A 25,166-nucleotide genomic window follows, 5' to 3' on the forward strand; every position below is an offset into this window, starting at 1 on the left:
GCAGGCCGGTCTGCGGGCCGGCCCTTCATTCCTTCGCCCATGAGGAGGGTGATCGATGTCAGGACTCAACCCGAGGGATGTGCGCACGGCAGAGGATGCTCGGCGCGTGGTCGAAGCGCGCAACCTCAGCCACGTCAAAGTCGGCTTTCTCGACCTGGACGGGGTCATGGTCGGCAAGTACATGCAGCGTGACAAGTTCTTCGCCGCGCTGGAGGGGGGCTTCGCCTTCTGTGATGTCGTGCTGGGCTGGGACAGCAAGGACGAGCTGTACGACAACACGCGCTTTACCGGCTGGCATACCGGTTACCCCGACGCCCAGTTGAGGCTATTGCCGGAGACCTGCCGCGAGGTGCCCTTTGAGGGCGACATGCTGCTGTTCATGGCGGAATTCACCGAGCGGGCCGAGGCGATCTGTCCCCGCGGGCTGCTGCGTCGAGTGCTGGCCCGGGCCGCCGACATGGGATTCAAGGTGCATGGATCGCTCGAATATGAGTTTTTCATGTTTCAGGAGACGCCTGAGTCGGTGCGCGAGAAGGGCTTTCGTCAGCTGCGTCCCCTGACGCCCGACATGATGGGCTACTCGATGCTCAGAAGTTCGGTCCACGCCGAGCTGTATCACGAGTTGTTGGCCCTGTCGGAACGCATGGACTTCCCCATCGAGGGGCTGCACACCGAGACCGGGCCAGGAGTGCTGGAGGCGGCCATTGGCGTCGACGAAGCGCTGGCTGCCGGTGACAAGGCGGCGTTGTTCAAGACCTTCACCAAGGTCTGGGCTCAGCGGCGTGGCCTGATGGCCACCTTCATGGCCAAGTGGTCGCCGGACTATCCCGGGCAGAGTGGGCACATCCACCTGTCGATGACCCACCTGAATGACGGCCAGTCGGCCTTCTATGACGGTGAGGCCGAGTACGGCATGAGTGCCATCCAGCGTCATTTCGTCGCCGGACAGCAGCGCCTGATGCCGGAGTTTCTGGCCATGTTCGCGCCTACCGTCAATAGCTACACCCGCCTGATACCTGGTTTCTGGGCGCCGACTGACGCCACCTGGGGGGTGGAAAACCGCACGACGGCGCTGAGGGTCATTCCCGGCAGCGCCAAGTCTCAGCGGGTCGAGTATCGCCTGGGTAGCGCTGATGCCAATCCCTATCTGGCGCTTGCCGCGGCAATCGGTGCCGGCCTCTATGGGATCGAGCAGCAGCTTGAACCCGACACGGCGGTCACTGGCAACGCCTACACACTGGATCACCCGGAGCATCAGGCGCTGCCTCGAACACTGTGGGACGCAGCGCAGCGGCTCAAGGGATCTGCCCCGGCGCGGGCGCTGTTCGGTGACGACTTCGTCGAGCATTTCGCAGCCACCCGAGAATGGGAAGAGCGCGAGTTCCGACGTCACATCACCGATTGGGAGCTGGATCGCTATTTCGAAATCATTTGACGCGGATGCCCGGCATCCCGCCCATCGACTGACGAGAGAACCGCATGGCCATTCAACAGACCCTATCGCCGGTGGACGGCTCGGTGTACGTAGAACGAGAGCAGGCCGATGCCGAGCAGATCGAGCGTACCCTTGCCCTGGCGACCGATGCCCAGAAGCGCTGGCGTGACGTCAGTGTGGAACAACGCTGCCGTCTGGCCAGCGCCATGGTGGATGCCTTTATCTCCCGGCGCGATCAACACGTGGAAGAGCTTTGCTGGCAGATGGGGCGGCCCATCGCTCAAGCGGGAGGCGAAATCGGCGGTTTCGAGGAACGTGCCAGGGCCATGATCGAGATGGCGCCTGGGGCGCTGTCTCCCCTCAGGCTAGGCGACAAACCGGGGTTTACTCGCTACATCCGCCGCGAACCTCTCGGCGTGTCACTGATCGTGGCGCCCTGGAACTTTCCCTACATGACGGCCGTGAATGCGGTGATCCCGGCGCTGCTTGCCGGAAACGCGGTGATCCTCAAGCACTCGGCCCAGACCCCGCTGTGCGCAGAGCGCATGGTGGAGGCCGCCCGGGAGGCGGGCATCGAGGAGGGCGTCTTTCAGTTCCTGCACATGAGTCACGCCGACGCCGAGCAGGTGATGGGAGATCCACGCATTGCCCACGTCTCGTTTACCGGGTCGGTCGCTGGTGGGCGCACCGTGGAGCAGGCAACGGCGGGGCGTTTCATTGCGACAGCGCTGGAACTGGGGGGTAAGGATGCGGCTTACGTGCGTGGCGATGTCGATCTGGACAGCGCAGTGGATGGTGTCATGGATGGCGCCTTCTTCAACTCAGGCCAGAGCTGCTGTGGCATTGAACGCATTTATGTCGAGCGAGCCATCTTCGATGATTTCGTCGCGCGCGCCGTGGCCTGGCTGAAGCAGCTCAAGCTCGGTAATCCCACCGACCCCGTCACGACCCTGGGGCCCGTGGTCAAACCTGCTGCCGCGGATTTTGTACGTGGCCAGGTAGAAGCGGCGGTCGCTGCCGGCGCACGTGCCTGGATCGACCCTGGCGAGTACCCGCTGTCCCGGCCAGGTAGTGCCTATCTGGCGCCGCAGCTGCTGACGGACGTCGATCACTCCATGGCGGTGATGCAGGAGGAGAGTTTTGGCCCGGTGGTCGCCGTCATGCCCGTCGATAGTGACGACGAGGCCATTGCTCTGATGAACGACTCTGCCTTTGGCCTGACCGGCGCGATCTTTACCCGCGACCTGGAGGCCGGTGAGGCACTGGCGGCCCGCCTCGACGTCGGTACGGCCTTCGTCAACCGCTGCGACTATCTGGATCCCGAGCTCGCCTGGACGGGGGTCAAGCTATCAGGACGCGGTTGCTCGCTATCGCGCCTGGGCTTTGACAGCCTGACCCGGCCCAAATCCTTCCATCTCAAGCATCCCTGAGGTCACCATGAGCGATATCAGCCGCTTTACCACCAGCTGGAATTATCCGTCCTCGATCCTGACCGGCGTGGGGCGTATTCGAGACCTGCCGCAACAGTGCCATGAGCTTGGCATGCATGCGCCGCTGCTGGTGACCGACCCTGGCCTGGCGGCGCTGCCGATGGTGGCGGATGCCCTTGAACACTGTCGATCGGAAGGACTCCGGGTCGGGCTGTTCAGCGAGATCAAGGGCAATCCGACCGGTGCCAATGTCATCGCTGGCGTGGATGCCTTTCGCGAGGGGGAGCATGACGGCGTGATCGCCTTCGGCGGCGGTTCCGGGCTTGATGCCGCCAAGGCGGTGGCCCTGATGGCCAATCAACGTGACGGCCTTTCGCTGTGGTCGCTGGAGGACATCGGCGACAACTGGAAGAATGCCGATGCCAAGGCCATCGTGCCGGTGGTAGCGGTACCTACCACCGCGGGCACCGGGTCCGAAGTGGGACGTGCCTCCGTGATTACCGACGAGGCAGAGCACGTCAAACGCATCATTTTCCACCCTGGCATGGTACCGGCGCGGGTGATCCTTGATCCGACCCTGACCGTCGGACTGCCTCCTGCGGTGACCGCGGCGACCGGCATGGATGCCCTGTCCCACTGCCTGGAGGCCTGGTGCGCGCCAGGCTACCACCCCATGGCGGAAGGCATCGCGGTGGAGGGCATGCGGCGGGTACGAGACTTCTTGCCGAGGGCCTATGCCCATGGCGATGACCTGGAGGCGCGCCTTAACATGCTGGTCGCCTCCAGCATGGGGGCGACGGCCTTTCAACGAGGGCTGGGGGCAATGCACGCCTTGGCGCATCCTCTGGGAGCCCTCTATGACGCCCATCACGGCACCCTTAATGCCATCCTGATGCCCTATGTGCTCAAGGCCAACGAGCGCGCCATCGGCGAGCCCATGGTCCGCCTGTGTCGCTACCTGGATCTGCGCCAGCCCAGCACCGCCAGCGCCATCGATTGGGTGCTGGAGCTGCGCGAACGATTGGCGATTCCTCATGATCTGGCGGCTATCGGTATCGACGATTCACAGGCCGACAAGGTCGCCGAAATGGCGGTGGTGGACCCGTCTGCGGGATCCAACCCCATCGCCTTCACGGCCGAGGACTATCGTCGGGTCTTTCTGGCGGCCCTTGAGGGCAGACTCTAGCGGCCGGCCTCGCCCGATGACACAGCCCTGGCGGCTCTCTGGCAAGGTGGCCGGCCAGCGTCAAGGGAGTACTGGTGATGGAGAACATCATGCGAATCGGTCTACTGCAGTGCGATGACGTGGCACCTGAACTGATCGCCGCCCATGGCAACTATCCCGCCATGTTCGAGGCGTTGCTGGCGCCGGCGGCATACGATCTTGGCGTGACGCTAGAGTGGCAGGTCTATCGCTGCCTGGATGGCGAGATTCCAACGGATATCGAAGCGGTGGACGCCTGGCTGACCACCGGTTCCAAGTTTGGGGTCAACGACGGCCATGACTGGATCGACCGTCTTGAGGGATTCGTACGCGATCTCTATCGTGCCGAGAAGCCGCTGGTGGGCATCTGCTTTGGCCACCAGTTGATCGTCAAGGCGCTAGGCGGCGAGGTCATCAAGAGCCCCAAGGGGTGGGGGGTTGGCCTGTCCAACAATCGGGTAGTCGAACGAGAACCCTGGATGACGCCATGGCAGGAAGCGCTTGACCTGCTGGTCAGTCACCAGGACCAGGTGGAGGTGCTGCCCGAGGGCGCCTGTACGCTTGGGGGGAGTGGCTTCTGTCCCCACTACCTGATCCGAGTGGGCCGCTGCTTTCTCGGGGTCCAGGGTCACCCGGAATTTCGCCCGGACTACTCCCGTGACTTGATGAACCTGCGCCAGGGCCTGGTGGGAGACGCCCGGGTGCGCCAGGGACAGGCATCATTGTCCGGGCGCATCGACGACGCCGTGATGGCCGAGTGGATACTGCGCTTTATGCGCGAGGCGATCGCGGTCAGGTAGGAGGGCAGAGCAAGGCGAAGCGATGCGCTAGCGGGGTATAGGTAGCAGTGAGCTAGCGAGGTAGAGATAGACCCGCGGCACCAGGGCTTGTCTGAAAAGTGCCTGCGCTCGGTAATACGGCGTTAAAAAAGCGGATCAGGCGGCTCGCTTCTACCCTGTAGACTGCGTTTCCTCACCGATTTTTGCCTTGGCTAGCCATCACTTGCCGATTTTTCGGACTTCTTTGGACAAAGCCTAGCGGGACGTGACTGAATGCGAAGTGAGGGAGCGAATCGATCAACGTCTACGATACTGTTGGGGGCCGCCGATGACGCCGGTAATGCGCGATGCTCAGACGCTCTGGGCGTTTCTTCAAGGCCAGCCGGCTTGTCTGGTGCCTTCGGATATCATCATCGTCTGCGGTTCCTATGATCTGCGCGTGTGCGATCATGCCTGTGCATTGATGAGAGCGGGTACCGCTCCTCGTATGTTGATAACCGGCGCTACTGGCAACTGGACACGTCATCTGTGGGAGCGAAGCGAGGCCGATGTGTTCCTTGATCGAGCACGCTCGCTGGGGGTTGACGCGGGGCAGATCACGCTGGAAAGACGTGCAACCAATTTCGCGGAGAACATCCGCTTTTCCCGTGATCTCCTCCCCGGGGTGCGTCGTGCAACGTTTGTGACCAAGCGGAATTCTGTTTTACGCGTGAAGCATACCCTCGCTGTGCAGTGGCCAGAGTTGACAGCTGCCATCGATGCCCCTGCTACGGCCTTTCCCGATGACGTATCCAACCAGATCGGGGTGCTTGGGCTGATCGATGAGATGGTGGGTGACCTTCATCGGATGCTGCACTATCCCGAACTCGGATATCAGTCACCCTTTTTCATCCCTGAAGAAGTACTGCAGGCTTGGCACACGCTGATAGATCTAGGATTCGACCGTCATCTTTTGGATGTACCAACTTCTGCTGGGACGCCGAATTCCACAGCCTCGCTCAAGCCTGACTCCTTGGATGCTCTCAAATAGACCTGACATAAGCTCCTGTTGATATCTTCAAGGTGTGAAACGCGCCTTGAGAATCCTCAGCCCATTGCCTACCACCAGAAGGCTCGATCCCAGGTCGGCGAAGACGGCCATCCACAGGGTGGCGTTGCCGGTCAGGGCGAGGACCAGAAACACGGCCTTGATCCCCAGCGCCAGCGCAATGTTCTGCACCAGCAGTCGCCGAGTGGTGCGGGCCAGGTCGATCAGCCTCGGCAGGCTGGCCGGGTCATCGTTCATCAGTGCAATGTCGGCGGTCTCGATGGCCACGTCGCTGCCCGCTGCGCCCATGGCGATGCCTACATCGGCTCGGGCCAGCGCCGGTGCATCGTTGATGCCATCGCCGACCATGCCGGTGGTGCCGCGCTTGGCCAGGGCATCGAGGTGCTCGAGCTTGTCTTCCGGCAGCAACTCGCCGAAGGCCTCGTCGATGCCGGCTTCCAGGGCGATGGCATCGACCCGGGACTGGCTGTCGCCGCTGAGCACGCTGACCTTGACGCCTTGGCGATGCAGGCGCTTGATCGCCGCCTTGCTGCTCGGACGCAGGGCATCCCGTACCTTGAAGCTACCCAGCACGGTCGCGTCGCGGCCAAGCCAGACGACGCCGGCAGCATCATCCGTTGGTCCATGACTCAGCAATACCGTGTCGTCGACGCCCATGTCGCGGGCCAGACGGTCATTGCCGAGCCATACCCGAGCAGTCATATCGGTGTCGCTTGTCGCCTCCCTGGCCACTAGACCACGACCACTGCGCTCCTCGACCTGCTCGAGAGTGACATCGGGCTGCGCGCCCAACCCCACCACCAGAGCGCGGGACACCGGATGGTTGGAGCGCTCGGCCAAGGCCACGGCCAGGCGGTGGCAGTCCTTATCGGACGTGTCGCCGATGGCACGGGCGCTGACCAGGTGCGGCTTGCCCTCGGTCAGGGTACCGGTCTTGTCCATGGCCAGGTGGGTCAGGCGGGTGGCCTGCTCCAGAAAGGCGCCTCCCTTGATCAGAATCCCCTGGCGAGCGGCGGCGCCGAGCCCGCTGACCACGGTGACCGGGGTCGAGATGACCAGGGCGCAGGGGCAGGCAATGACCAGCAGGACCAGGGCACGATAGACGCCGTCGAGCCACGGACCGAGGCCCAGCAAAGGCCAGCCGACAGCCACGACCAGCGCCAGGACAAAGACCACCGGCGTGTAGACGGCGGCGAAGCGATCGATGGTGCGCTGGGTCGGCGCACGCCGTGACTGGGCGTCCTCTACGGCGTGAATGATGCGGGCCAGGGTGGTGTCACTGGCGTCGCGTGTCACGCGATAGTCGAGATCGCCGGATAGATTGATCGAGCCTGCGTAAACAGTGTCGCCTGGACCGCGTTCGCGAGGCAGGCTTTCGCCCGTGATAGGGGCTTCATCCAGGCTCGCTTCACCGCGCACGATCTCACCATCCAGCGCCAGGCGTTCACCGGCGAACACCCTGACCAAAGTCCCAGGCCTGACCTCTTCTGCCTTGATCTCGCGCCAACGATTTGCCTCGGCTGCGCTCTCGTCGCGCACTCTTGCCATGGGCGGCGCCAGGTCAAGCAAGCCTGAGATGGCCCGGCGGGCGCGCTCCAGCGAGCGCGCTTCCAGATGTTCCGCCAGGGTGAACAGCACAATCACCATGGCCGCCTCGGACCAGTGCCCAATCAGCATCGCGCCGGTGACGGCAACGCTCATCAGGGCATTGATATTGAGGGTGCCCTGGCGTAGCGCCAGCAAGCCTTTCTTCCAGGTGGGCAGCCCCACCATGGCGATGGCGATAATGGCCAGCAGCGCCGCCAACCAGGGCACGCCCAGGCCAAGCCAGCCGGTGACCTCTGCCCCCAGAGCCAGTGCGCCGGCGACTGCCAGGCGAGCCCAGGGCAGAGAAGCGCTATCGCGGGGGGGCTCCTGCTTGGCCTGGTCAAGGAAGCGAGCCGTCATTCCCGCCTCCTGAATACGCGACGCGACCGCCCGGCGGTCCACATTTCGGTGATGGATGGTGAGCCGACGCTGCATGGTGTCAAAGGTCAGCTGCTCGACGCCTGGCAGGCTGTTCAGTGCCTTGCGCAGGACGCGCTCTTCAGTCGGACAGCACATTTCGTCAACGATCACGTCCAGGCGCTGAGTGCCCTCCGGCGTAGCCGCAGAGGTACTGTCGGTCGGTGCATTCTCGGTCGACGCACTCTGGGTCGACGCACTCTGGGTCGACGAACAGTGCGCACTCGACGTTCCGCTCGGGTCGTTGCCGCAGGACGCTTTCGTGTGCCCGACACTGCAGCAGGATGAGGGGTCGTCTGACGGTGTCTGGCGCTCAAGATCAGCCATGCCTGGAACTCCAAAGAGGATTCTGGTATCCAAGTTGACACCCTGTAGTGACTACAGAGTCAAGCATCCGAGTGAGCCACAAGATCACCTGCCGCGAGAAGACGTCCAGCATGGGCGGCGAAGGCATGGCGCAAGCTTCGATGACATGCCAAGAGCGTCGGGGTGACATGCCAAGAACGTCGAGAGAATGGGGAGGCCGTAGATGAAGATAGGAGAACTGGCCCGTCGTAGTGGGGTGAAGGTAGAAACGCTGCGCTACTACGAGCGCGAAGGGTTGCTGCCCGAGCCCGAGCGCAGTGACGGCAACTATCGCGTGTATCGTGATGCCCACGCCGAGCGGCTGGATTTCATTCGCCACTGCCGCGCGCTGGACATGACCCTGGACGAAATCCGCGCGCTGCTGGTCTGCCAGGATCACCCCGAGCATCCCTGTGAAGATGCCGATGCGTTGATCGAGGCACACCTGGGCCATGTGGAGCAGAGAATTGCCCAGCTGTCCCGATTGAAGGCGGAGCTCGAGCGGCTCAGGCAGCGCTGCGCGGGGCATGGCACGGCGGGAGAGTGCGGCATTCTCAACGAGCTGGCGCAGCCGTTAGGGGACGTGAGTGGTGGAGGAAACGCCGGGGTTCATGTGGGCGGTGCGCATCCCCGGCGTTGAACCCCGTGAGAAACGACGACACCGCCCAGAAGGGCGGTGTCGCAGTTCGCATACCAACGGCAGGATATCGCGTGCTTAGCGTGCGATTGCCGCCTGCCTGGAGGCAACCTCAGGCCTCTTCCGTGCGCTTGGGCAGGACCCAATCCGGGCGCGGGAAGTGGCAGGTATAGCCGTTGGGAAGACGTTCCAGGTAATCCTGGTGCTCCGGCTCGGCTTCCCAGAAGTCGCCTACAGGCTCTACTTCGGTCACCACCTTGCCCGGCCACAGCCCCGAGGCATCGACATCGGCAATGGTGTTCAGCGCCTCTGCCTTCTGGTCTTCGTCCACGTAGTATATGGCTGACCGGTAGGACATGCCACGATCGTTACCCTGACGGTTGACCGTCGTCGGATCATGAATCTGGAAGAAGTACTCCAGCAGTCGACGATAGCTGATCACCGCCGGGTCAAACATGATCTCGATGCCCTCGGCATGGGTGCCATGGTGGCGATAGGTGGCGTTTTCCACGTCGCCACCGGTGTAGCCGACACGTGTACTTTCGACGCCTGGCAGCTTACGGATCAGATCCTGCATGCCCCAGAAGCAACCTCCTGCCAAAACTGCGCGTTGTAGTGCCATGTTCAGATCTCCTCCACTTGATCCAGGTACTCGCCGTAGCCTTCGGCTTCCATGTCATCGCGGTGGATGAACCTGAGCGACGCCGAGTTGATGCAATAACGCATGCCACCCTTGTCTCTAGGGCCGTCTGGAAAGACATGACCCAGGTGGCTGTCGCCATGGCTGGAGCGCACCTCGGTACGGATCATGCCATGGGACGAGTCCACCAGTTCATTGACGTAGGCAGGCGCAATGGGCTTGGTGAAACTTGGCCATCCGCAGCCGGACTCATACTTGTCCGACGACGCGAACAGGGGTTCGCCGGAGACAATGTCCACGTAGATGCCCGGTTCATGATGATGCAGATACTCGCCGGTGCCAGGGCGCTCGGTACCGCTCTCCTGGGTGACCCGGTACTGTTCACGATTGAGACGGGCAATGGCCTCGGGTGACTTGTCGTAGGTTTTCATAGGCTCTCCTCGTGGATGGGGGAGACACGGGCTTGGCACATCGATTTGTCAGCCATCGCACGCTCACTCAACGTTCGTTGCGCTGGCCGTCCAAGCTCGTGGGACAGCCTTCAGTCTGTGATCCGCCAATAATCCTTACACGACTAACGATCTGTGTCACGTCGATGCACGCATCGTCCCAGCGCCCAGACCTCGTCAATTGCCCAGGCGTCGTCAGCAAGGATCAGCAGGTCCGCATCCTGCCCTACCGCGAGGCGTCCCTTGCGAGCAAGGCCCAGGGCGTCTGCACTGTGGCTGCTGGCGAAGCCTAGTGCGTTCTCCAGCGCGATGCCGTGGTCGTTGACACATTCGCCCACTACCTCGAACAGGCTGTCGAGGCGTCCCGCCTTGAGGCCAATGAAGCGGCCATGGTCATCGAAGCGCGGCAAAGAAGCGTTGGCGTCTGACGAGAGCGTCACGCGCGAGGGCTCGACACGCGCCTTGAGCGCCCGCGCGACCGCTTCCGAGGCGGGGACTTCGCCCTCGGCGAGCAGCTCCGGGGTGGTACTGGTCGTGAGGTCGATGCGGCCGCCGTCACGGGCGAAACGCAGCCCGTCTTCGAACAGGGTCGCGGTGCGGTTGATATGGGTGGGCATGAACTGAGCGATAGGCAGTGCCGTGGTGCGTGCCACCTCGCGCAGGATCTCGAGTCCCCCTGCGGCGTCGCCGGTGTGGATGAACACAATGCCGGACTTGCCCGCCAGCATGCCCGCAGTGCGGCTATCCGATGCCAGCCGGGCCAGCTCCTGAACGGACGGTTGGGAACCGCGGTGGTCGCTGATGGCGACCTCTCCCACCCCGATGTATTCAGGAATATACAGAATGTCCTGAGCGACGGAGCCGGTCAGGGTGACCGGGGGCAGCTGGTAGGACCCGGTATAGGCGTAGCAACTCAGTCCCCCGGCGGCGAGCTCGCGCACCTTGCCGAGCAGGTTGGCCGGGGTGCGGGTCAGGGCGTCGGTCCCCAGGGCGCCGATCAGGGTGGTGACGCCGGAGCTCACGGCGTCCTCGAGACGCAGCTCCGGGGTGCGGGTGCCAAAGCCGCCCTCGCCGCCGCCGCCGGTCATATGGACCAGCGGATCCACCAGGCCAGGAATCACTCGCCGCCCCTCCAGGTCCTGGACCGAGAGACCGGGCAAGTGAATGTCCGGGCTATCCTGCGGGTCGAGTATGGCGGCGATGCGTTGGTCGGCGATCAGCAGATGCTTGAGGCCAAGCGGAGCTGGGGCATACAGCCGCGCATTCTTGAGAAGGGTCAGCATGGCGGTTCCTGCGGGTCGGTCGAGGCTGGGATGTGGCTGGCGCAACGCCAGCCAGCGTTCGGCACTCCAGGCCGGGCGGCGTTCACCGCCCGGATCTGGTAGGAGCATGGCTACAGTTTAATGTCGTAGCTGAAGTACTCGCTCATGATCTCGTCGTAGGTCCCATTGGCCTTGAGCTCTGCCAGCGCTTGATTGAAGCGCTCGGCGAGGTCGCGATCACGCTTGCGGAAGGCAACGCCGACGCCTTGTCCGAAGTAGGTGTCGGGCTCCTTGATGAAGTCGCTGATGCGCACAAAATCGCTTGCCTCGGCATCGATCTCGATCATCGCCTCGGCGATCGGGTAGTCCATGAAGGTCAGGTCAAGACGGCCGGCACGCAGGTCGGCGACCACATCGTCGGCGCTGGCATAGCGGCGTACCTCGAGCACATCGCCGTAAAGGTCGGTCACGTAGCGATCCTGCAGGGTAGCGCGCTGGACGCCAGCCGTGAGCCCTTCAAGGCTTGCCTTGTCGGAGATGTCGATGTCCCGGCCACGTGGCGTGATCCAGGCGCTCGGCGTGGTGTAGTAGGGCTCGGAGAACAGTACCTGGCGGCTGCGTTCCTCGGTGATCGCCATGGACGACATGATGGCGTCGAACTTGCGCGCCATCAGCGCCGGAATCATGCCGTCCCAGGGTTGCTCCACCCAGGTGCACTGGATCTCAAGGTGCGCGCAGACGGCATTGCCCAGGTCCACTTCAAAGCCGGTCAGAGTGCCATCTGCGGTCTTGTACTCGAACGGTTCGTAGGGCACGTCAACGGCCAGGCGCAGGGGGTCGTCGGCCAGGACGGGAGGGGTGGCAAGCATCAGAGCTGCCAGGGTGGAGGCAAACAGCATGGGAGAGCGTGGCATGGGGAAATCCTCAAATAACGGAAAAGTGTTGTGTGGTCGAGACACAAGCTCACCGCCCACAATAATAAGGCGGAAAGACACCGGGGGGATGTCGTACGGGAGATAGCCAGGCGCCGATGACGCCAGCGATTATTCGTCGAACCACTCGCTCAGGGCAAAGCCATCCAGCCAGGGCGACTGGGGCAGGCATAGTGGGCGAGACAGGGGGCGAGATAGGGGCATCGCGCCGTGGAGGAGCAAGGGCGAAGGCACGTCAGGTCAGCTCAGGTCCAGATCGGTGGTGGTTGACGCCGACCCCAGGGGGTCGACGTCATGCAGTGCCAGGGTGAGGTGACTCAGCAACGCACTGTGTATCCAGTAAAGTACAATTTATTCAGCAAAGTACGATTTATTCAGCAAAGTACGATTTATTCAGCAAAGTACTTGGCATGGATCTCGTCATAGGTGCCATTGCCCTTGAGGGTGGCCAGGGCGTCATTGAAGGCCTTGGCCAGGTCTTCGTCGCGCTGGCGGAAGGCAATGCCGAAGCCGTCACCGAAGTATTCCTTCGGTTCGGTGATCTGCTCGCCGACCACCTTGTAGTCACCGGCATCGCTGTCCAGCAGCGTGGACTTGCCCACCGGATAGTCGAGGAAGCCGATATCCACGCGACCAGAGTCCATGTCCAGGACCAGGTCGTCGGCGGTGGCGTAGCGGCTGACATCAGCGACATCGCCGTACAGGTCTGTGACGTAGTTGTCCTGCAGGGTGCCGCGCTGCACACCGATGGTCATGCCCTCGAGGGCCTCGGCATCGGGGTTGCCCATCTCCAGGTCGGCTGGGGCAAACCAGGCTGACGGCGGAGTGAAGTAGGGGTCAGAGAACAGCACCTGCTCGCGACGCTCGTCGTTGATCGTCATGGACGACATGATGGCGTCGTATTTGCGTGCCATCAGGCCAGGAATGATGCCGTCCCATCCCTGCACCACCCACTCGCACTGGATACCGACCTCGGCACACAGGGCATTGCCCAGGTCGATGTCAAAGCCGGTCAGCTCGCCGTCAGGGGTGCGGTACTCCATGGGCTCGTAGGGAACGTCGACGCCGATGCGAATATCACGAACCTCAGCCTGGGCGGTGGAGGCAAGAACCGCCGTGCCGATGAGACTCGCGGTAAAAAGGTTGCGCAGTGTCATGTGGAGTGACCCTTATTGTTGATGAGAGATGGTTGATAGGAGGGTAATGGCAGGCGTCTCGTGGACGCATGATGCCACCTTAGCGAATCACGCCCCCGTCAGGAAGGAAAAAAAGGGGGCAGTGAAACGGTAGTTCCCAACGCTCGTTTGACGATCGTCAAGGTACGCCGGAGGGACTGGCCTCCGGCGTTGGTCTCTAGCCTGAAGCCGGCTTAAGGTGCGCCAGCAAGCGCTTCTCGAGATAGCGGAACAGGTAGAGGATAGCGAAGGTCAGGCACAGGTAGATGGCCGCGACGAACAGGAAGGCATCGAAGGGCGCATAGAAACGTGCGTAGACGAAGCGAGCGGCGCCGGTCAGGTCCATGATGGTCACCACGCTGGCAATGGCGCTGGCGTGGAGCATGAAGATGACCTCGTTGCCGTAGGCCGGTAGCGCCCGACGAAAGGCGCTGGGCAGCACGATCCGACGCATCATCAGGGAGTAGCGCATGCCGTAGGCCCTGGCCGCTTCGATCTCTCCACGGGGAGTTGCCTTGATCGCGCCATGGAAGATCTCGGTGGTGTAGGCCGCCGTATTGAGGGAGAACGCCACCAGCGCCGGGAAGAACGGCTTCTCCAGCAGCACCCAGAGCCAGGTGTCCTGGATGCCCTCGACGAAGACGACGCCATAGTAGATAAGATACAGCTGCACCAGCAGCGGCGTGCCGCGGAAGACGTAGGTGTAGAAGAAGATGGGCATCTTGATCCACCGGCGCTTGGAACCGCGGCCAATGGACAGGGGGACCGCAGCAACCAGGCCAACGATCAGCGACAGGAAGACCAGTTGGACCGTTGTTGTCAGTCCTTCACCGTAGTAGGAGAGGGTGTCCAGGGTGAAGATGCTGTTGTCGGCCAGCATTGCCTCCAGTGAGGCGAGCACAGATTCCATCAGTCATGGCCTCCAAAACCGACGTCATAGCGCTTTTGCAGCTTGGCGAAGAACCACTCCGAGACGCTGGCGATCAGCAGGTAGATGATCGCGACGATAATCATGAACAGGAAGGGTTCCCGGGTGGCCTTGGACGCTTCGGCGGCCACCCGAACCATGTCCGACAGGCCGATCACCGAGACCAGTGCGGTGGTCTTGAGCAATACCATCCAGTTGTTGGAAAGGCCGGGCAGGGCGTGGCGCATCATCTGGGGAAAGCGGATGCGCCTGAACACCAGCGCATGGCTCATGCCGTAGGCGCGTCCGGCCTCGATCTGGCCGCTGTCGACGGCCAGAAAGGCGCCGCGGAAGGTTTCTCCCATATAGGCGCCGAAGATCAGACCGATGGTCAGGACGCCTGCCACGAACTCGTTGACGTTGATGAAGATATCGATGTCGAAGCGGTCATACAGCCAGTCGGTGACCATATTGATGCCAATCTGGCCGCCAAAGAACAGCAGCATCATCAGCACCAGGTCGGGGACACCGCGGATGATGGTGGTATAGAGGGTTCCCAGGCGATGGGCGACCCAGTTGCGTGACATCTTGGCGCTGGCGGTAATCAGTCCCAGCACAATCGCCAGGATCAATGACAGTACTGCCAGCTCGATGGTGACCAGCGCTCCCTCGAGAAGGCGCGGCCCGTAACCGTGAAGGTCAATCATGGGTCTCTCCTGGCCGTCTCAGCGCTTGGGTGCAAGAAACTGCTTGAGTCGCTCGGAACGGGGATTGCCCAGCACCTCATCGGGAGGACCGGCTTCTTCTACCTGCCCCTGGTGCAGGTAGATCACCTGGCTGGACACGTCCCGGGCGAAGGCCATCTCGTGGGTGACCACGATCATGGTGCGGCCCTCTTCGGCCAGGTCGCGCATGACCTTGAGCACGTCGCCGACCAGCTCCGGGTCAAGCGCTGACGTCGGCTCGTCGAACAGCATCACCTCCGGGTCCATGGCCAGGGCGCGGGCGATGGCGCCGCGCTGCTGTTGGCCTCCGGAAAGCTGGGCGGGATAGTAGTCGGCGCGCTCCGCCAGGCCAACGCGCTCAAGCAGCGCCCTGGCATGCTGGATGGCTTCCTTCCTGGGCTTCTTCAGCACATGCACGGGCGCTTCGATGACGTTTTCCAGCAGGGTCATGTGGGCCCACAGGTTGAAGCTCTGGAACACCATCGACAGTTTGGCGCGCATCTGCACCACCTGGTTCCAGTCGGCGGGTTCCCGCCCGTGCTTGGTTTCCTTGAAACGGATCTGCTCGCCATGAACGATCAGTTCGCCTTCATTGGGCTGCTCGAGCAGGTTCATGCAACGCAGGAAGGTACTCTTGCCGGAGCCGGAAGCTCCGATCAGGGTAATGACGTCACCCTTGCGGGCCTCCAGGGACAGCCCCTTGAGCACTTCGGTGTTGCCGAAGCGCTTCTTGATGTTGCGCACTTCCAGCGGAATCGGTGTATCAGCCATGGATCGGGCTCCAGAGAAAAACGGCCGTGCCTGGTAAGCCGGCCGAATGGCGCGGGCTGGCGCGAAAAAACGGGGGATTCTAACAGGCTTGGGTCGGCGCAGCAGACGAAGCGAAATACAGAAGCATTATACCTTCGTCTAATCTGGAGGGGCGGGTCATCATAATGTTATCTCCAAGTTGTTGTTATCTCGAGAATATCGGGGAGATCGCAGCGTGCAGGGTCAGTCCATGTCGAGAGCAACAGGGGCGACCAGAAGCGCTGCACGGGCGCCGAGTTCCACCTTGGCGTTGGGAAATACCACGCTTAGTGGTGTTGCGCCGATGCGCGTTTCACCGGCCTTGGCGTCGCGGGCGACGACCTCGCCCGGCGCGAACTCGGTGAAGTTCGGGGTGTTGTCGGCAAAGCACAGCGCAAAGTCCTCGCTTTCGCGAAAGACCTCCATTTCCACCGCGAAGCCCTGCAAATCCGCGATCTGCCCCTCTCGCGGAGACAGTCCGCTCAGCAAGGCCAACAGCAAATCACCCATGGCAGCAAGGGGCGCAAGATCATTGTGACCGAACGGCAGTGCCTTGCCGAGTTCCAGCGTAAACGCCTGGGCCTGATGGTAGTGCTTGCTGTAGTGGGAAAAGGTCCAGCTATGCTGATGCTGCTTCAGCGCCGCCTGAATGCCAGCACCGGCCATCCATCGCCACTGCTGTGGTTCGGTAAGCGTGTCAGCGAAGGGGGCCACCACGAAGCGCGGATAATGGCTGTCGCGAATGGCGGTATGCAGGTCGTAGTGCAAGCGTGGCAGCTGGGGGTGGTCAGCAAAGAAGGTATCTACCGCTGCCATCAGTTCACGCGCACGGTCGGCCTCATCACCGGGTTGGTCCAGGCCTTGGCGGAACAGCCGATTGAGGTTGGTCTCGACGAAGCGCGTGTTGCGTCGAATGGCTTCCAGGTTGCCCAGGATCACCAGCACAGGAGCCCCCAGCTCGATGAAGCCGGCCTCAAGGCGTGCCAGGCAGTCTCCGAGCAGCTCAATGGGGGCCGTCTCATTGCCGTGGATACCGGCTGACAGCACGCAGGCGCGTGCGTGGGGAGATACGTGGTCTGGGGTAAGGCGCAACACCCCTGGCGCTTCGATGCGGTAGTGTCCGCCGTGAATCCTGCCGTCTGACGGGAGCGAGGCGGAAGCAGCGTCGAGGCTTTTCGACAGCCAATCAGAAAGCATGTCGAGCTTCCTCTGTGGTGCTACACAACATACGGGTATGGCGAGGTAGAGCAAGCAACATGGGTAGCGTTCTTTGTTGTCGTATGCGGTGGTGGTGTGTGACGCCTACCGCTGGGCGTCGCCAACTCGGCACGCTGACGCGACGCCAGTCCGGCGAACCGGCGCCGAGGAGCGCACTGCCCTCACGGTGATCACGCCATCATGTGGATCCAGTGGCGCTGGCCCGGAGCACATTCTGACGCCAGTTCCGGTGCAGGTTCCGATGAGAGCTGAGCCAGCTTCGGCACGCTTCACGCTAGCTGCAAGGGCGGGCGTCGATCTGGTGTAAACCCGGGGTGCGAAGATGAAAGGTCGTGTAGCGTCGCCGGTGAGCACCGGTAAAGGGTGGCTGCAAGGACGTCACGGCGTAGTGATGGCGTCTCACGGCCTTGCCGCTACATTCGCCCAGGCTCGCCGCTACATTCGCCCAGGCTCGCCGATGCCTTCGCCCAGGCTCGCCGATGCCTTCGCCCAGGCTCGCCGATGCCTTCGCCCCGGCTCGCCGATTCGCTTCGGCGAGCCGGGGCTAGGCTCAGGAGGTCTAGGGTTTGTACGAAACGTCGACGAGCGAAGGTTGGACAAGGCAAAAATCGGTGAGAACGCGCAGTCTACATGGTGTAAATGAGCATTTTGACCGGGCTGGCGTACCAGCCGATTTTAACGCCGTATTACCGAGCGCAGGCACTTTTCAGGCAAGCCCTAGATTCCCCGTGCACCGGTGTACAGGGTGTAGATCGACTGACTGGCAGCCATCAGCAGGCGGTTGCGTTTCTCACCCACAAAGCAGACGTTGGCGCACACCTCTGGTAGCAGAATACGGCCGATGAGGGTGCCGTCACTGGCGAAGACGCTGACACCATCGATGCCCTCTCCTCCAGACGTACCTACCCACAGGTTGCCGTCCTCGTCGCAGCACATGCCGTCGTAGCCCTCGGTCTTGCTCTCGACCAGCCGCGTTGCTTCGCCTAGCGTTTTCTGGTCGGTGTCCAGGGTGAAGCGGGTAATGGTCGCAGGTTGGTCGGGATGGTGAGAGGGGGCCGTGTCAGTGACGTATAGGGACGTGCCGTCCGGGCCCAGAGCGATGCCGTTGGGCTTGAACAGCTCGGTAGTCAGCCGTCGAGGCTCGTCCAGGCCTTCTTCCCAATAGTAGATCGCAGTGTCCAGCTCCAGCTCACGCTTTTGCCCTTCGTAGTCGGAGTGAGCACCGTAACCCGGATCGGTAAAGATGATCGCGCCCCCCGGAAGCGTTACCAGATCATTCGGGGCATTCAGGGGTTTGCCTTCGTAGGTGCTCGCCAGCACGCTGAGGCTGCCGTCCCACTCATAGCGTACTACCCGTGCAGGGGAGTGTTCGCAGGCCACCAGCCGACCGCGATCATCGAACGCGTTGCCGTTGGAGTGCCCCACGTGGTCACGCAGCACACTGACCTGACCACTGGCCTCGTCCCAGCGCATCTGTCGCGCTCTTGGGATATCGCTGAACACCGCGTAGCGGCCGACGGCGTTCCAGGCAGGCCCTTCCAGCCACAGCCCGCCTGTCCATTCGCGCTCCAGCGGAGCGTTGAACAGCTTGTACGATGCGAATCGGTCGTCTACCACCTGCCATGCATCGACCGGGTAACGTTGGGGGGCGGGGGCCTGAGCGAACAGCGACGGTGCAAAGCTGCTGGCGCCGATGGCTGCCGTGGCAGCAAGAAATTCTCGTCTTCCAAGTGACATTGGGGAAACCTCCATGCAGTGAAAAGGCAGCCACCATGGCCGCCCCTTCAGCGTATGAGGTAATCATGCATCTGTATGTTATACATTCTGACGAGGGCTGGTGGACCTGATCGGCGGCTCACGCCCCTTGTCGATACGCGGTGCAGGCTTCGCCCTGGTCGACGTTGATCAACTCGTCAACCGGGTAGTCGAGGCGTTCGGCGCGCTCGACCAGCGATTGGTAGGTCGCCTGGTCCAGCTGAGGACTCCGCGCCAGAACCCAGAGATAGTCGCGGTCTGGTCCGGTGACCAACGACCATTGTCCTGCGTCGTCCAGCGCCAGAATGTTGTAGCTTGAGTAGAAGGGGCCGAAGAAACTCACTTTCAGGCGGCCCACATTGTCTTCCTCGAGCAGGTAGGCCTTGCCTTCTGCCACATCCACGTTGCCCTCGGCGAGGTTGACGCCGCGGTTGATCACTCGCACGCCACCGTCGTCGCGCAGCGAGTAGTCTGCGGTCACGCAGTCCAGCCCCTCTTCAAAGCTGTGATCGAAGCGAGCGATCTCGTACCAGCGCCCCAGGTAGTCATCAAGGGCAAAGTCATTGATGGGTTGGGTACCCGAAGGCAGCCCGGTGCAGCCGGCCAGCGCCAGCATGCTGAGGGGAAACAGGGGTTTCAGAGAGCGAAGACGGCGTCCGTGCGAAGACATGGTGACTCCAGAGAAACGTTCATGATGTAAAGCTAGTGTATGTCTCTGGTATCAATGTTGTCCAAGGATGGGGCGGCTTCTGCCAATCGCCACTCCGGTGCTGATACCGGCGTGGTCAGATGACCAGTGGGGAACGGAGAATCAGGGCATGGCCGTGAAGGACAGTACGACAGGGCATCAGAAAACAATAGGGAGCCTGGGGATGAAGGACACGAGGTCACGTAGTGAGGCGGTATTGGCAAGAGTTGATGAGCACTATGCTGGCAAACCCGCTGGCAAACCTGCTGGCCGCCTTGATGCCCGTTTGACCGACCGGCTGAGAGATGCCTTTCAGGCGGCAGGCTGCGATGTGGAGCGGCTGAGCCTGGACGAGATAGCGGGTATCGACCAGCTTCATCTTGGCGGCCGCGCGGCGAGTCGACGGCTGAGTCGATTGGCTCAACTGCCCGCAGGCAGCCGCGTGCTGGATATTGGCTGTGGCACCGGGGGTGCCAGTCGCCTGCTTGCCGCTGAAGGCGACTGCCAGGTGGTGGGGATTGACGTCACGTCGGAGTTTATCGATGTGGCCAGATGGCTCAGTCGTGCCACCGGGCTGTCGTCCAGGACCCGGTTCATCTGTGCCGATGCCGCCGAACTGCCGCTGCCCAGCGCAAGTGTTGACGCGGTCTGGTGTCAGCATGCGCTGCTTAACATGCCGACCCCCGATGCGGTGATCGGCGAATGGTGTCGAGTCCTTGCCGGTCAGGGCAAGCTGCTGCTGCATGAAGTGGTCAGCGGTGACAACCCCTCACCGCTGGTGCTGCCGGTGCCCTGGGCAAGTCGCCGAGAGCATAGCCAGCTCGAGTCACTGGCTCAGCTTGAGCGGCGCCTGAAAAGCGCTGGCTTTGAATGCCTGACGCTTGAGGACGTGACGGCCGATGCCCTGGCATGGCGGGGCAAGCATGCACGCCACGAACAACCGCCACAGGCTGACACGACGCAGGGGACGCCCGCCAAGACGGAGGGCAGCCGTCACAAGCTGCCCGGCGCGGCGGCCATCTTCGGCGAATCGTTTGTCGACATGGGGCGTAACCTGCTCGACAACCTTCAGCACGATCGGGTGAGGGTGGTACAGGGCGTGTGGCAGCGGGGCTGACCTGTTCGATCAGGCCTGCCCCGCCGGCCTCAGCCTTGAGCAATCCGCTCGCTGATGGCAACACCCAGTCGCTCGGTGGTGCCAGTGCCACCAAGATCCGGCGTCAGGACTGCCTTGTCGCCGTCTTCCAGTACGGCTTCGATCGCCGCGAGGATGGCGTCGCCGGCGTCCTTGTGTCCCAGGTGTTCGAGCATCATGGCTCCGGACCAGATCTGGCCGATGGGATTGGCGATGCCCTTGCCAGCGATATCCGGTGCGCTGCCGTGTACTGGCTCGAACAGGCTGGGGAAGGTGCCCTCAGGGTTGATGTTGGCAGAGGGCGCGACGCCAATGGTGCCGGTGCAGGCAGGCCCCAGGTCAGACAGGATGTCGCCGAACAGATTCGAGGCGACCACCACATCGAACCAGTCCGGGTGCATCACGAAGTTGGCGGTCAGGATGTCGATATGAAACTTGTCGACCTCGACATCGCTGTAGTGCTTGGCCATCTCGGCCACGCGACTGTCCCACCAGGGCATGGTGATGGCGATGCCGTTGGACTTGGTGGCGGACGTCAGTTTCTTGCGAGGCCGGCTCTGGGCCAGGTCAAAGGCGTACTTGAGGACTCGGTCGACGCCGTGGCGGGTCATCACGGTTTCCTGAATGACGACTTCCCGATCAGTGCCCTCGAACATGGTGCCGCCAACGCTAGAATACTCGCCCTCGGTGTTCTCGCGAACCACATAGAAGTCGATGTCCCCGGGCACGCGTCCTGCCAGAGGACTCTTGATCCCCGGTAGCAGGCGGCAGGGGCGCAGGTTGACGTACTGATCGAACTCGCGTCGAAACTTGAGCAGCGATCCCCACAGCGAGATGTGATCGGGCACTTTGTCGGGCCAGCCGATGGCACCATAGAAGATGGCATCAAAGCCGATCAGCGTCTCACGCCAGTCGTCCGGCAGCATCTTGCCGTGCTCGAGGTAATAGTCACAGCAGGCGAAGTCAAAGGTCTGGGTGTCGAGCGCAATATCGAAACGCTTGGCTGCGGCCTCCAGGGCGCGTACGCCCTCTGGCATGACTTCGGTACCGATGCCGTCTCCGGCGATGATCGCAATGCGATGGGACATGGGGCGAGCTCCTGTCAGCGTTGATGTTGATGTGTTGTTAGTGGAGAGACTGCCAGCCGAGTGGTTGTGGGTTGAACGGCCGTCTGTCGTCAGGTCGGCGGTCCTGACGTTGACCAGGTCGCCGTCGCTGAAGCCAGTGTAGCCCTTTACGTGAATGGGATAATGGGGCTTTATGGCAATTCATTGTTGAATCTTGGTGGAGAGTGGCGTGGCGTCACTGGATGATCTTGCGTTCTTTCGCCAGCTGGCGCTGGCAGGCAACTTGACGGCTACGGCGCGGGAGCTTGGGCTGTCGCTGTCGGCGGTGAGCAAACGGCTCAAGCAGATCGAGGCGCGGCTGGGGGTTGAGCTGGCCACGCGTACCACCCGCCGGTGGACCCTGACCGCCGAGGGAGAGCGGTATCTGGCCCGTGGCATGGCCCTGCTGGAAGAGTTGGCAGAGCTGGAAGAGAGCCTGGGGGAGGACCGCCGCGCACTGGCGGGGCCGATTCGCATCAATGCCACCTTTGGCTTCGGTCGCCGCCACGTGGCTCCACTGCTATCCGATTTCTGTGCCCAGCATCCCGGGATCGAGGCATCGCTTGAACTGTCGAACTTTCCTGCGCCGCTGGTGGAGGGGGTCGATCTGGGGATCCGTATCGGCGAGCCACCGGACTCGCGCCTGATCGCGCGTCGGCTGGTCATCAACCGTCGAGTGCCCTGTGCCTCACCTGACTACCTGGCCCAGCACGGACGGCCCGTCGCCGTCTCCGACCTTCAACGCCATGCCTGTCTGGTGCTTCGCGAGAACGATAGTGACTTTGCTCAGTGGCGCTTTGAAGATGCCCAGGGCAAGGAGGCATCGGTGAAGGTCGGTGGCCGCCTTGCCAGCAATGACGGGGAAGTCATCAAGCGGCTGGCGCTAGACGGCCACGGGATCATGCTGCGCTCCTGGTGGGATGTCTGTGATGACCTGGCGGCGGGAAGGCTGATCCAGCTGCTGCCGGGGTGGCAGGGAGTCAGGGCCGACTTCTTCGCGGTCTATGCCCAGCGCCGTCACGTGCCGGCTCGACTGCGGGCGCTGGTCGACTTTCTCGCGAAGGGACTGGAAGACCGCATTGCTGTCCCGGCTTGAGCGGCGGGCTGGCGCAATAGGGCGCTGGCTCAGCCCTGTCTGGCCAGCACGCGCAAGCGTGACTCCAGCATGTCGCGGTCCAGGTAGGTGCCCTGCAGGTGGCGCTCGCCGGTGCTGGGGTCGAACGCTTCGCGACCGTGGAGAACCCGGCGATTGTCAAAGGCGACCATCTGCCCTGGCTTGAGCTCAAGGGAGATTCGGTGCTCCGGGGCGTTCAGCAACGCCCAGAAATGGGCGTAGGCCTCGTACCAGGGGGCGATCAACGCCTCCGGCAGGTGGAGGGTGTCACGAATCCAGTTATTGAAGCGAATCTCGCGAATGCGCCCATCCGGCGCCACGTCTATGACCGGTTCGCGCACGCCAATATCCTGCTCGTCATCCTGAAAGCGAAAGTCGATGGGCGTTGTCGCCAGCAGGGTGAAGTGGGCGGGATGTTCGGCCCGCAATGCCTCAGCGACCTGAACGCCGTCGGCAAAGATCGAGCCGCCTCCTTCGGCATCGTTCTTGAGGCAGTAAAGCAGCTGTATGTCCGGCGGCTGGCGCCAGTTGGGCAGGTCCGTATGCAGCGCCAGGCCGATGGCCGTATAGGCTGCGTTGTTGGGGTTGGGCTTTGAGACCACGTCGAAACGTGCACCGAAGTTGGTCGCTCTGAGCGGTCCAATACGCTGCGCCAGTCGGCTGACTTCGTCCAGGGCCAGCGGGCCGTCATCCAGCAGCACCAGGCCATCGCGCAGCAGTGCGGTGAGCCACCGTTGTTCGCCCTCACCGCCGGCGACGAGGTCTGAGTGGCGTACACGCTCGGCAGCGAAACCATGGGGCCACGCCACCGTGTTGGGCAGCGGCGACGGGCTTGAATACCCTGGCCGGCGCTGATGCAGCCAGCCGCTGGCGAACCGGCTGATATGCTCATCCTGCCAGGACAGCTGCAGCTGCCCTTGTACGACCCGTGCACCAGACAGCCGTGGCGTTTCCTCAAGGGGCATCACCAGCCGCTCCCGGGTCTGCGGGTGTCGGCATCGCTCGCAGGCACAATGATCACGAAGCCAGATCAGCGGGTAGCTGCCCTCGTCACCGTTTTCCCAGGTCAGCCTGACGTGGGATTCGCTGGTGCTGACGGTGGCAAGCCATGGCCGCTCGGGGTAGGGGGCGAGTTCATGCATGTCGATCAGCGCGTCAGCGCGTAGGGAGACGTCAGTCGCTTGAGGCGGCACGGCATCGCTTTGCATGGAAGCTCTCCTGAAGCGGCATGTTGAAGGTGAGGGAGGGGAAACATGGTGGCGGCTCGAGCCCGTGTCGACAAACGACTAATATGGGGTCTTAGGCCAAGCTCTGCTTATGGCACCTTTTTGCTTGGTGCCAAGTAAACCAACCACTACGCGGATGGATACGAGATGAGCGCTCTTCCTCCTCTCCACTGGCTGCAGGCCTTCGAGGCCTCGGCGCGCACGCTGAGCTTCACCGCAGCAGGACAGGAACTGTCGGTGACTCAGGCGGCCATCAGTCAGCGCATCAGGTTGCTGGAGGACCGTCTGGGGCAAGCCCTGTTCGTACGACACCCTCGCAGCCTGTCGTTGACCCCGGCAGGCCAAGCCTGGCTGCCGAGCGTGCAGGAAGCCTTCGCGCGCCTGGAAGAGGGGACGCTTGAGGTGTTCGGTACCACCTCGGAAGGCCAGGTCACCCTGCGCACCACGCCGGCCCTGCAGCATTATTGGTTGGCGCCTCGGCTGGCGCGTTTTCACGCCACTCATCGCGATATCTCGGTCAGGGTGGTCAGTGCCATCTGGAGCGCCGACTTTGGCGCCCAGGGGGCGGATATGGAAATCCGCTACGGCCGAGGGGACTGGGGGAATGTGGAGAGCATCAGCCTGGGCAAGGAGTCGCTGATCCCCGTATGTTCATCATCGCTGGCCGAGCGTCTGGCCTCACCGGGGGATCTGGCTGGACAGACGCTGTTGCACGCTGCAGGATTCGCCTCAGGCTGGCCGGCGTGGCTGTCTCTGGTGGACCAGGCAGCGCTGTCGCGCCAATGCCATAGCCTGGTATGTGACAACCTCAGCATGGTCATCAGCCTTGCCGAGCAGGGCGTCGGAGTGGCATTGGTGCATCAGCGCCTGCTGACTGGCAGGCGCTCCCTGGTGGCCCCTTTCGCGACGGCATTGCCCGTGGATGAAGGGTTCTGGCTGTGTCGGCCAAAACGGCAGCAGGGTCAGGCCGCACACGGTCTGTGGACGTGGCTGCTGGCCGATCGGGAGGATGCCGAACGTTCTGTCATCACCCCGGCCTCCACCTGAGTCACCTGAGTGCTCGTATCCATGATGGCCAGGCGGGGCGAACCATACACGCGTAAACTTGTCCTCATAGGGTTTGTTGCCAGCGCCGTTGCCGTCGTCCACGCCACTCGAGTGAC

The 25,166-nt window shown here is 62.6% G+C and carries 23 protein-coding genes; 9 read left to right on the plus strand and 14 right to left on the minus strand.

Going from position 1 to position 25,166, the window contains the following annotated elements; genetic code table 11:
• Positions 1–55: 55 nt before the first annotated feature.
• The 5 genes from KUV41_RS06685 (at position 56) to KUV41_RS06705 (ending at position 5,878) form a co-directional block, all read left to right on the plus strand.
• Complete coding sequence (locus KUV41_RS06685; protein ID WP_222485103.1) at positions 56–1,435, plus strand: glutamine synthetase family protein; 1,380 nt, start codon at positions 56–58, stop codon at positions 1,433–1,435.
• Positions 1,436–1,479: 44 nt separating this feature from the next.
• A complete protein-coding gene (locus KUV41_RS06690) occupies positions 1,480–2,865 on the plus strand; it encodes an aldehyde dehydrogenase family protein (protein ID WP_222485105.1) in 1,386 nt (461 codons plus the stop codon).
• 7 nt (positions 2,866–2,872) lie between these two features.
• Positions 2,873–4,051: an iron-containing alcohol dehydrogenase gene (locus KUV41_RS06695; RefSeq protein ID WP_222485107.1), complete on the plus strand. Its 1,179-nt coding sequence runs from the start codon at positions 2,873–2,875 to the stop codon at positions 4,049–4,051.
• Between the two features lie 89 nt (positions 4,052–4,140).
• On the plus strand, positions 4,141–4,869 hold the full coding sequence (locus KUV41_RS06700) for a glutamine amidotransferase-related protein (protein WP_222485109.1): 729 nt from the start codon (positions 4,141–4,143) through the stop codon (positions 4,867–4,869).
• A 319-nt stretch (positions 4,870–5,188) separates the two neighbouring features.
• A complete protein-coding gene (locus KUV41_RS06705) occupies positions 5,189–5,878 on the plus strand; it encodes a YdcF family protein (protein ID WP_222485118.1) in 690 nt (229 codons plus the stop codon).
• Between the two features lie 27 nt (positions 5,879–5,905).
• Here KUV41_RS06705 and KUV41_RS06710 read toward each other — a convergent pair whose 3' ends face one another.
• Positions 5,906–8,227 carry a heavy metal translocating P-type ATPase gene (locus KUV41_RS06710; protein ID WP_222485134.1) on the minus strand — a complete coding sequence of 774 codons (2,322 nt, stop codon included), beginning with the start codon at positions 8,225–8,227 and terminating at the stop codon, positions 5,906–5,908.
• Positions 8,228–8,429: 202 nt separating this feature from the next.
• Between KUV41_RS06710 and cadR the strand changes: the two genes are divergently transcribed.
• Positions 8,430–8,885: a Cd(II)/Pb(II)-responsive transcriptional regulator gene (gene cadR / locus KUV41_RS06715; RefSeq protein WP_222485149.1), complete on the plus strand. Its 456-nt coding sequence runs from the start codon at positions 8,430–8,432 to the stop codon at positions 8,883–8,885.
• 109 nt (positions 8,886–8,994) lie between these two features.
• Here the strand turns inward: cadR and msrA are convergent, their stop codons facing one another.
• The 11 genes from msrA to KUV41_RS06770 all read right to left on the minus strand — a co-directional run bounded on the left by msrA (position 8,995) and on the right by KUV41_RS06770 (position 19,404).
• Entirely contained in the window at positions 8,995–9,504 is a 510-nt protein-coding gene (gene msrA / locus KUV41_RS06720; RefSeq protein WP_206939938.1) for a peptide-methionine (S)-S-oxide reductase MsrA, read from the minus strand.
• Positions 9,505–9,506: 2 nt separating this feature from the next.
• Positions 9,507–9,953, minus strand: coding sequence for a peptide-methionine (R)-S-oxide reductase MsrB (gene msrB / locus KUV41_RS06725; RefSeq protein WP_206939936.1), 447 nt, complete (start codon positions 9,951–9,953; stop codon positions 9,507–9,509).
• 143 nt (positions 9,954–10,096) lie between these two features.
• Positions 10,097–11,254 (minus strand): beta-aspartyl-peptidase, encoded by a 1,158-nt coding sequence (gene iadA, locus KUV41_RS06730; protein ID WP_222485158.1) that lies wholly within the window; start codon positions 11,252–11,254, stop codon positions 10,097–10,099.
• A 110-nt stretch (positions 11,255–11,364) separates the two neighbouring features.
• The gene (locus KUV41_RS06735) at positions 11,365–12,147 is read right to left on the minus strand and encodes a transporter substrate-binding domain-containing protein (protein WP_409995786.1); all 783 of its coding nucleotides are present in this window, start codon (positions 12,145–12,147) and stop codon (positions 11,365–11,367) included.
• A gap of 407 nt (positions 12,148–12,554) precedes the next feature.
• Positions 12,555–13,322, minus strand: coding sequence for a transporter substrate-binding domain-containing protein (locus KUV41_RS06740; RefSeq protein ID WP_374107035.1), 768 nt, complete (start codon positions 13,320–13,322; stop codon positions 12,555–12,557).
• 196 nt (positions 13,323–13,518) lie between these two features.
• A complete protein-coding gene (locus tag KUV41_RS06745) occupies positions 13,519–14,250 on the minus strand; it encodes an ABC transporter permease (protein WP_206939931.1) in 732 nt (243 codons plus the stop codon).
• Entirely contained in the window at positions 14,250–14,954 is a 705-nt protein-coding gene (locus KUV41_RS06750; RefSeq protein WP_206939930.1) for an ABC transporter permease, read from the minus strand. Before KUV41_RS06750 ends, KUV41_RS06745 begins: the two co-directional genes overlap by 1 nt.
• A gap of 18 nt (positions 14,955–14,972) precedes the next feature.
• A complete protein-coding gene (locus KUV41_RS06755) occupies positions 14,973–15,743 on the minus strand; it encodes an ABC transporter ATP-binding protein (protein WP_206939928.1) in 771 nt (256 codons plus the stop codon).
• A 222-nt stretch (positions 15,744–15,965) separates the two neighbouring features.
• Entirely contained in the window at positions 15,966–16,958 is a 993-nt protein-coding gene (locus tag KUV41_RS06760) for a succinylglutamate desuccinylase (RefSeq protein WP_222485160.1), read from the minus strand.
• Between the two features lie 738 nt (positions 16,959–17,696).
• Positions 17,697–18,716, minus strand: coding sequence for an SMP-30/gluconolactonase/LRE family protein (locus KUV41_RS06765; RefSeq protein ID WP_222483488.1), 1,020 nt, complete (start codon positions 18,714–18,716; stop codon positions 17,697–17,699).
• Between the two features lie 118 nt (positions 18,717–18,834).
• Positions 18,835–19,404, minus strand: a complete 570-nt coding sequence (locus KUV41_RS06770; protein ID WP_222485162.1) for a lipocalin family protein — start codon at positions 19,402–19,404, stop codon at positions 18,835–18,837.
• Between the two features lie 202 nt (positions 19,405–19,606).
• Here KUV41_RS06770 and KUV41_RS06775 point away from each other — a divergent pair, with 202 nt between their 5' ends.
• Entirely contained in the window at positions 19,607–20,539 is a 933-nt protein-coding gene (locus KUV41_RS06775) for a class I SAM-dependent methyltransferase (RefSeq protein WP_222485164.1), read from the plus strand.
• A gap of 29 nt (positions 20,540–20,568) precedes the next feature.
• Here KUV41_RS06775 and KUV41_RS06780 read toward each other — a convergent pair whose 3' ends face one another.
• A complete protein-coding gene (locus KUV41_RS06780; protein ID WP_222485166.1) occupies positions 20,569–21,645 on the minus strand; it encodes a tartrate dehydrogenase in 1,077 nt (358 codons plus the stop codon).
• 208 nt (positions 21,646–21,853) lie between these two features.
• Between KUV41_RS06780 and KUV41_RS06785 the strand changes: the two genes are divergently transcribed.
• Positions 21,854–22,759 (plus strand): LysR family transcriptional regulator, encoded by a 906-nt coding sequence (locus KUV41_RS06785; RefSeq protein WP_222485168.1) that lies wholly within the window; start codon positions 21,854–21,856, stop codon positions 22,757–22,759.
• 29 nt (positions 22,760–22,788) lie between these two features.
• Here KUV41_RS06785 and KUV41_RS06790 read toward each other — a convergent pair whose 3' ends face one another.
• Positions 22,789–23,985 (minus strand): TauD/TfdA family dioxygenase, encoded by a 1,197-nt coding sequence (locus KUV41_RS06790; protein WP_222485171.1) that lies wholly within the window; start codon positions 23,983–23,985, stop codon positions 22,789–22,791.
• A 165-nt stretch (positions 23,986–24,150) separates the two neighbouring features.
• Between KUV41_RS06790 and KUV41_RS06795 the strand changes: the two genes are divergently transcribed.
• Positions 24,151–25,050: a LysR substrate-binding domain-containing protein gene (locus KUV41_RS06795; RefSeq protein ID WP_222485173.1), complete on the plus strand. Its 900-nt coding sequence runs from the start codon at positions 24,151–24,153 to the stop codon at positions 25,048–25,050.
• The last annotated feature ends 116 nt before the right edge of the window (positions 25,051–25,166 follow it).

This window comes from Halomonas sp. DP8Y7-1, from assembly GCF_019801685.1.
Taxonomy (GTDB): domain Bacteria; phylum Pseudomonadota; class Gammaproteobacteria; order Pseudomonadales; family Halomonadaceae; genus Halomonas; species Halomonas litopenaei_A.

Excerpts from the sequence above, each read along its gene's own strand:
- msrB (WP_206939936.1), bottom strand. The coding sequence starts at position 9,953 with ATGAAAACCTACGACAAGTCACCCGAGGCCATTGCCCGTCTCAATCGT.
- KUV41_RS06795 (WP_222485173.1), top strand. The coding sequence starts at position 24,151 with ATGAGCGCTCTTCCTCCTCTCCACTGGCTGCAGGCCTTCGAGGCCTCG.
- KUV41_RS06775 (WP_222485164.1), top strand. The coding sequence starts at position 19,607 with ATGAAGGACACGAGGTCACGTAGTGAGGCGGTATTGGCAAGAGTTGAT.
- KUV41_RS06740 (WP_374107035.1), bottom strand. The coding sequence starts at position 13,322 with ATGACACTGCGCAACCTTTTTACCGCGAGTCTCATCGGCACGGCGGTT.
- KUV41_RS06735 (WP_409995786.1), bottom strand. The coding sequence starts at position 12,147 with ATGCCACGCTCTCCCATGCTGTTTGCCTCCACCCTGGCAGCTCTGATG.
- KUV41_RS06685 (WP_222485103.1), top strand. The coding sequence starts at position 56 with ATGTCAGGACTCAACCCGAGGGATGTGCGCACGGCAGAGGATGCTCGG.
- KUV41_RS06780 (WP_222485166.1), bottom strand. The coding sequence starts at position 21,645 with ATGTCCCATCGCATTGCGATCATCGCCGGAGACGGCATCGGTACCGAA.
- KUV41_RS06755 (WP_206939928.1), bottom strand. The coding sequence starts at position 15,743 with ATGGCTGATACACCGATTCCGCTGGAAGTGCGCAACATCAAGAAGCGC.
- KUV41_RS06690 (WP_222485105.1), top strand. The coding sequence starts at position 1,480 with ATGGCCATTCAACAGACCCTATCGCCGGTGGACGGCTCGGTGTACGTA.
- KUV41_RS06745 (WP_206939931.1), bottom strand. The coding sequence starts at position 14,250 with ATGGAATCTGTGCTCGCCTCACTGGAGGCAATGCTGGCCGACAACAGC.
- KUV41_RS06705 (WP_222485118.1), top strand. The coding sequence starts at position 5,189 with ATGCGCGATGCTCAGACGCTCTGGGCGTTTCTTCAAGGCCAGCCGGCT.
- KUV41_RS06760 (WP_222485160.1), bottom strand. The coding sequence starts at position 16,958 with ATGCTTTCTGATTGGCTGTCGAAAAGCCTCGACGCTGCTTCCGCCTCG.
- KUV41_RS06700 (WP_222485109.1), top strand. The coding sequence starts at position 4,141 with ATGCGAATCGGTCTACTGCAGTGCGATGACGTGGCACCTGAACTGATC.
- KUV41_RS06750 (WP_206939930.1), bottom strand. The coding sequence starts at position 14,954 with ATGATTGACCTTCACGGTTACGGGCCGCGCCTTCTCGAGGGAGCGCTG.
- KUV41_RS06710 (WP_222485134.1), bottom strand. The coding sequence starts at position 8,227 with ATGGCTGATCTTGAGCGCCAGACACCGTCAGACGACCCCTCATCCTGC.
- iadA (WP_222485158.1), bottom strand. The coding sequence starts at position 11,254 with ATGCTGACCCTTCTCAAGAATGCGCGGCTGTATGCCCCAGCTCCGCTT.
- KUV41_RS06765 (WP_222483488.1), bottom strand. The coding sequence starts at position 18,716 with ATGTCACTTGGAAGACGAGAATTTCTTGCTGCCACGGCAGCCATCGGC.
- msrA (WP_206939938.1), bottom strand. The coding sequence starts at position 9,504 with ATGGCACTACAACGCGCAGTTTTGGCAGGAGGTTGCTTCTGGGGCATG.
- KUV41_RS06695 (WP_222485107.1), top strand. The coding sequence starts at position 2,873 with ATGAGCGATATCAGCCGCTTTACCACCAGCTGGAATTATCCGTCCTCG.
- cadR (WP_222485149.1), top strand. The coding sequence starts at position 8,430 with ATGAAGATAGGAGAACTGGCCCGTCGTAGTGGGGTGAAGGTAGAAACG.
- KUV41_RS06790 (WP_222485171.1), bottom strand. The coding sequence starts at position 23,985 with ATGCAAAGCGATGCCGTGCCGCCTCAAGCGACTGACGTCTCCCTACGC.
- KUV41_RS06770 (WP_222485162.1), bottom strand. The coding sequence starts at position 19,404 with ATGTCTTCGCACGGACGCCGTCTTCGCTCTCTGAAACCCCTGTTTCCC.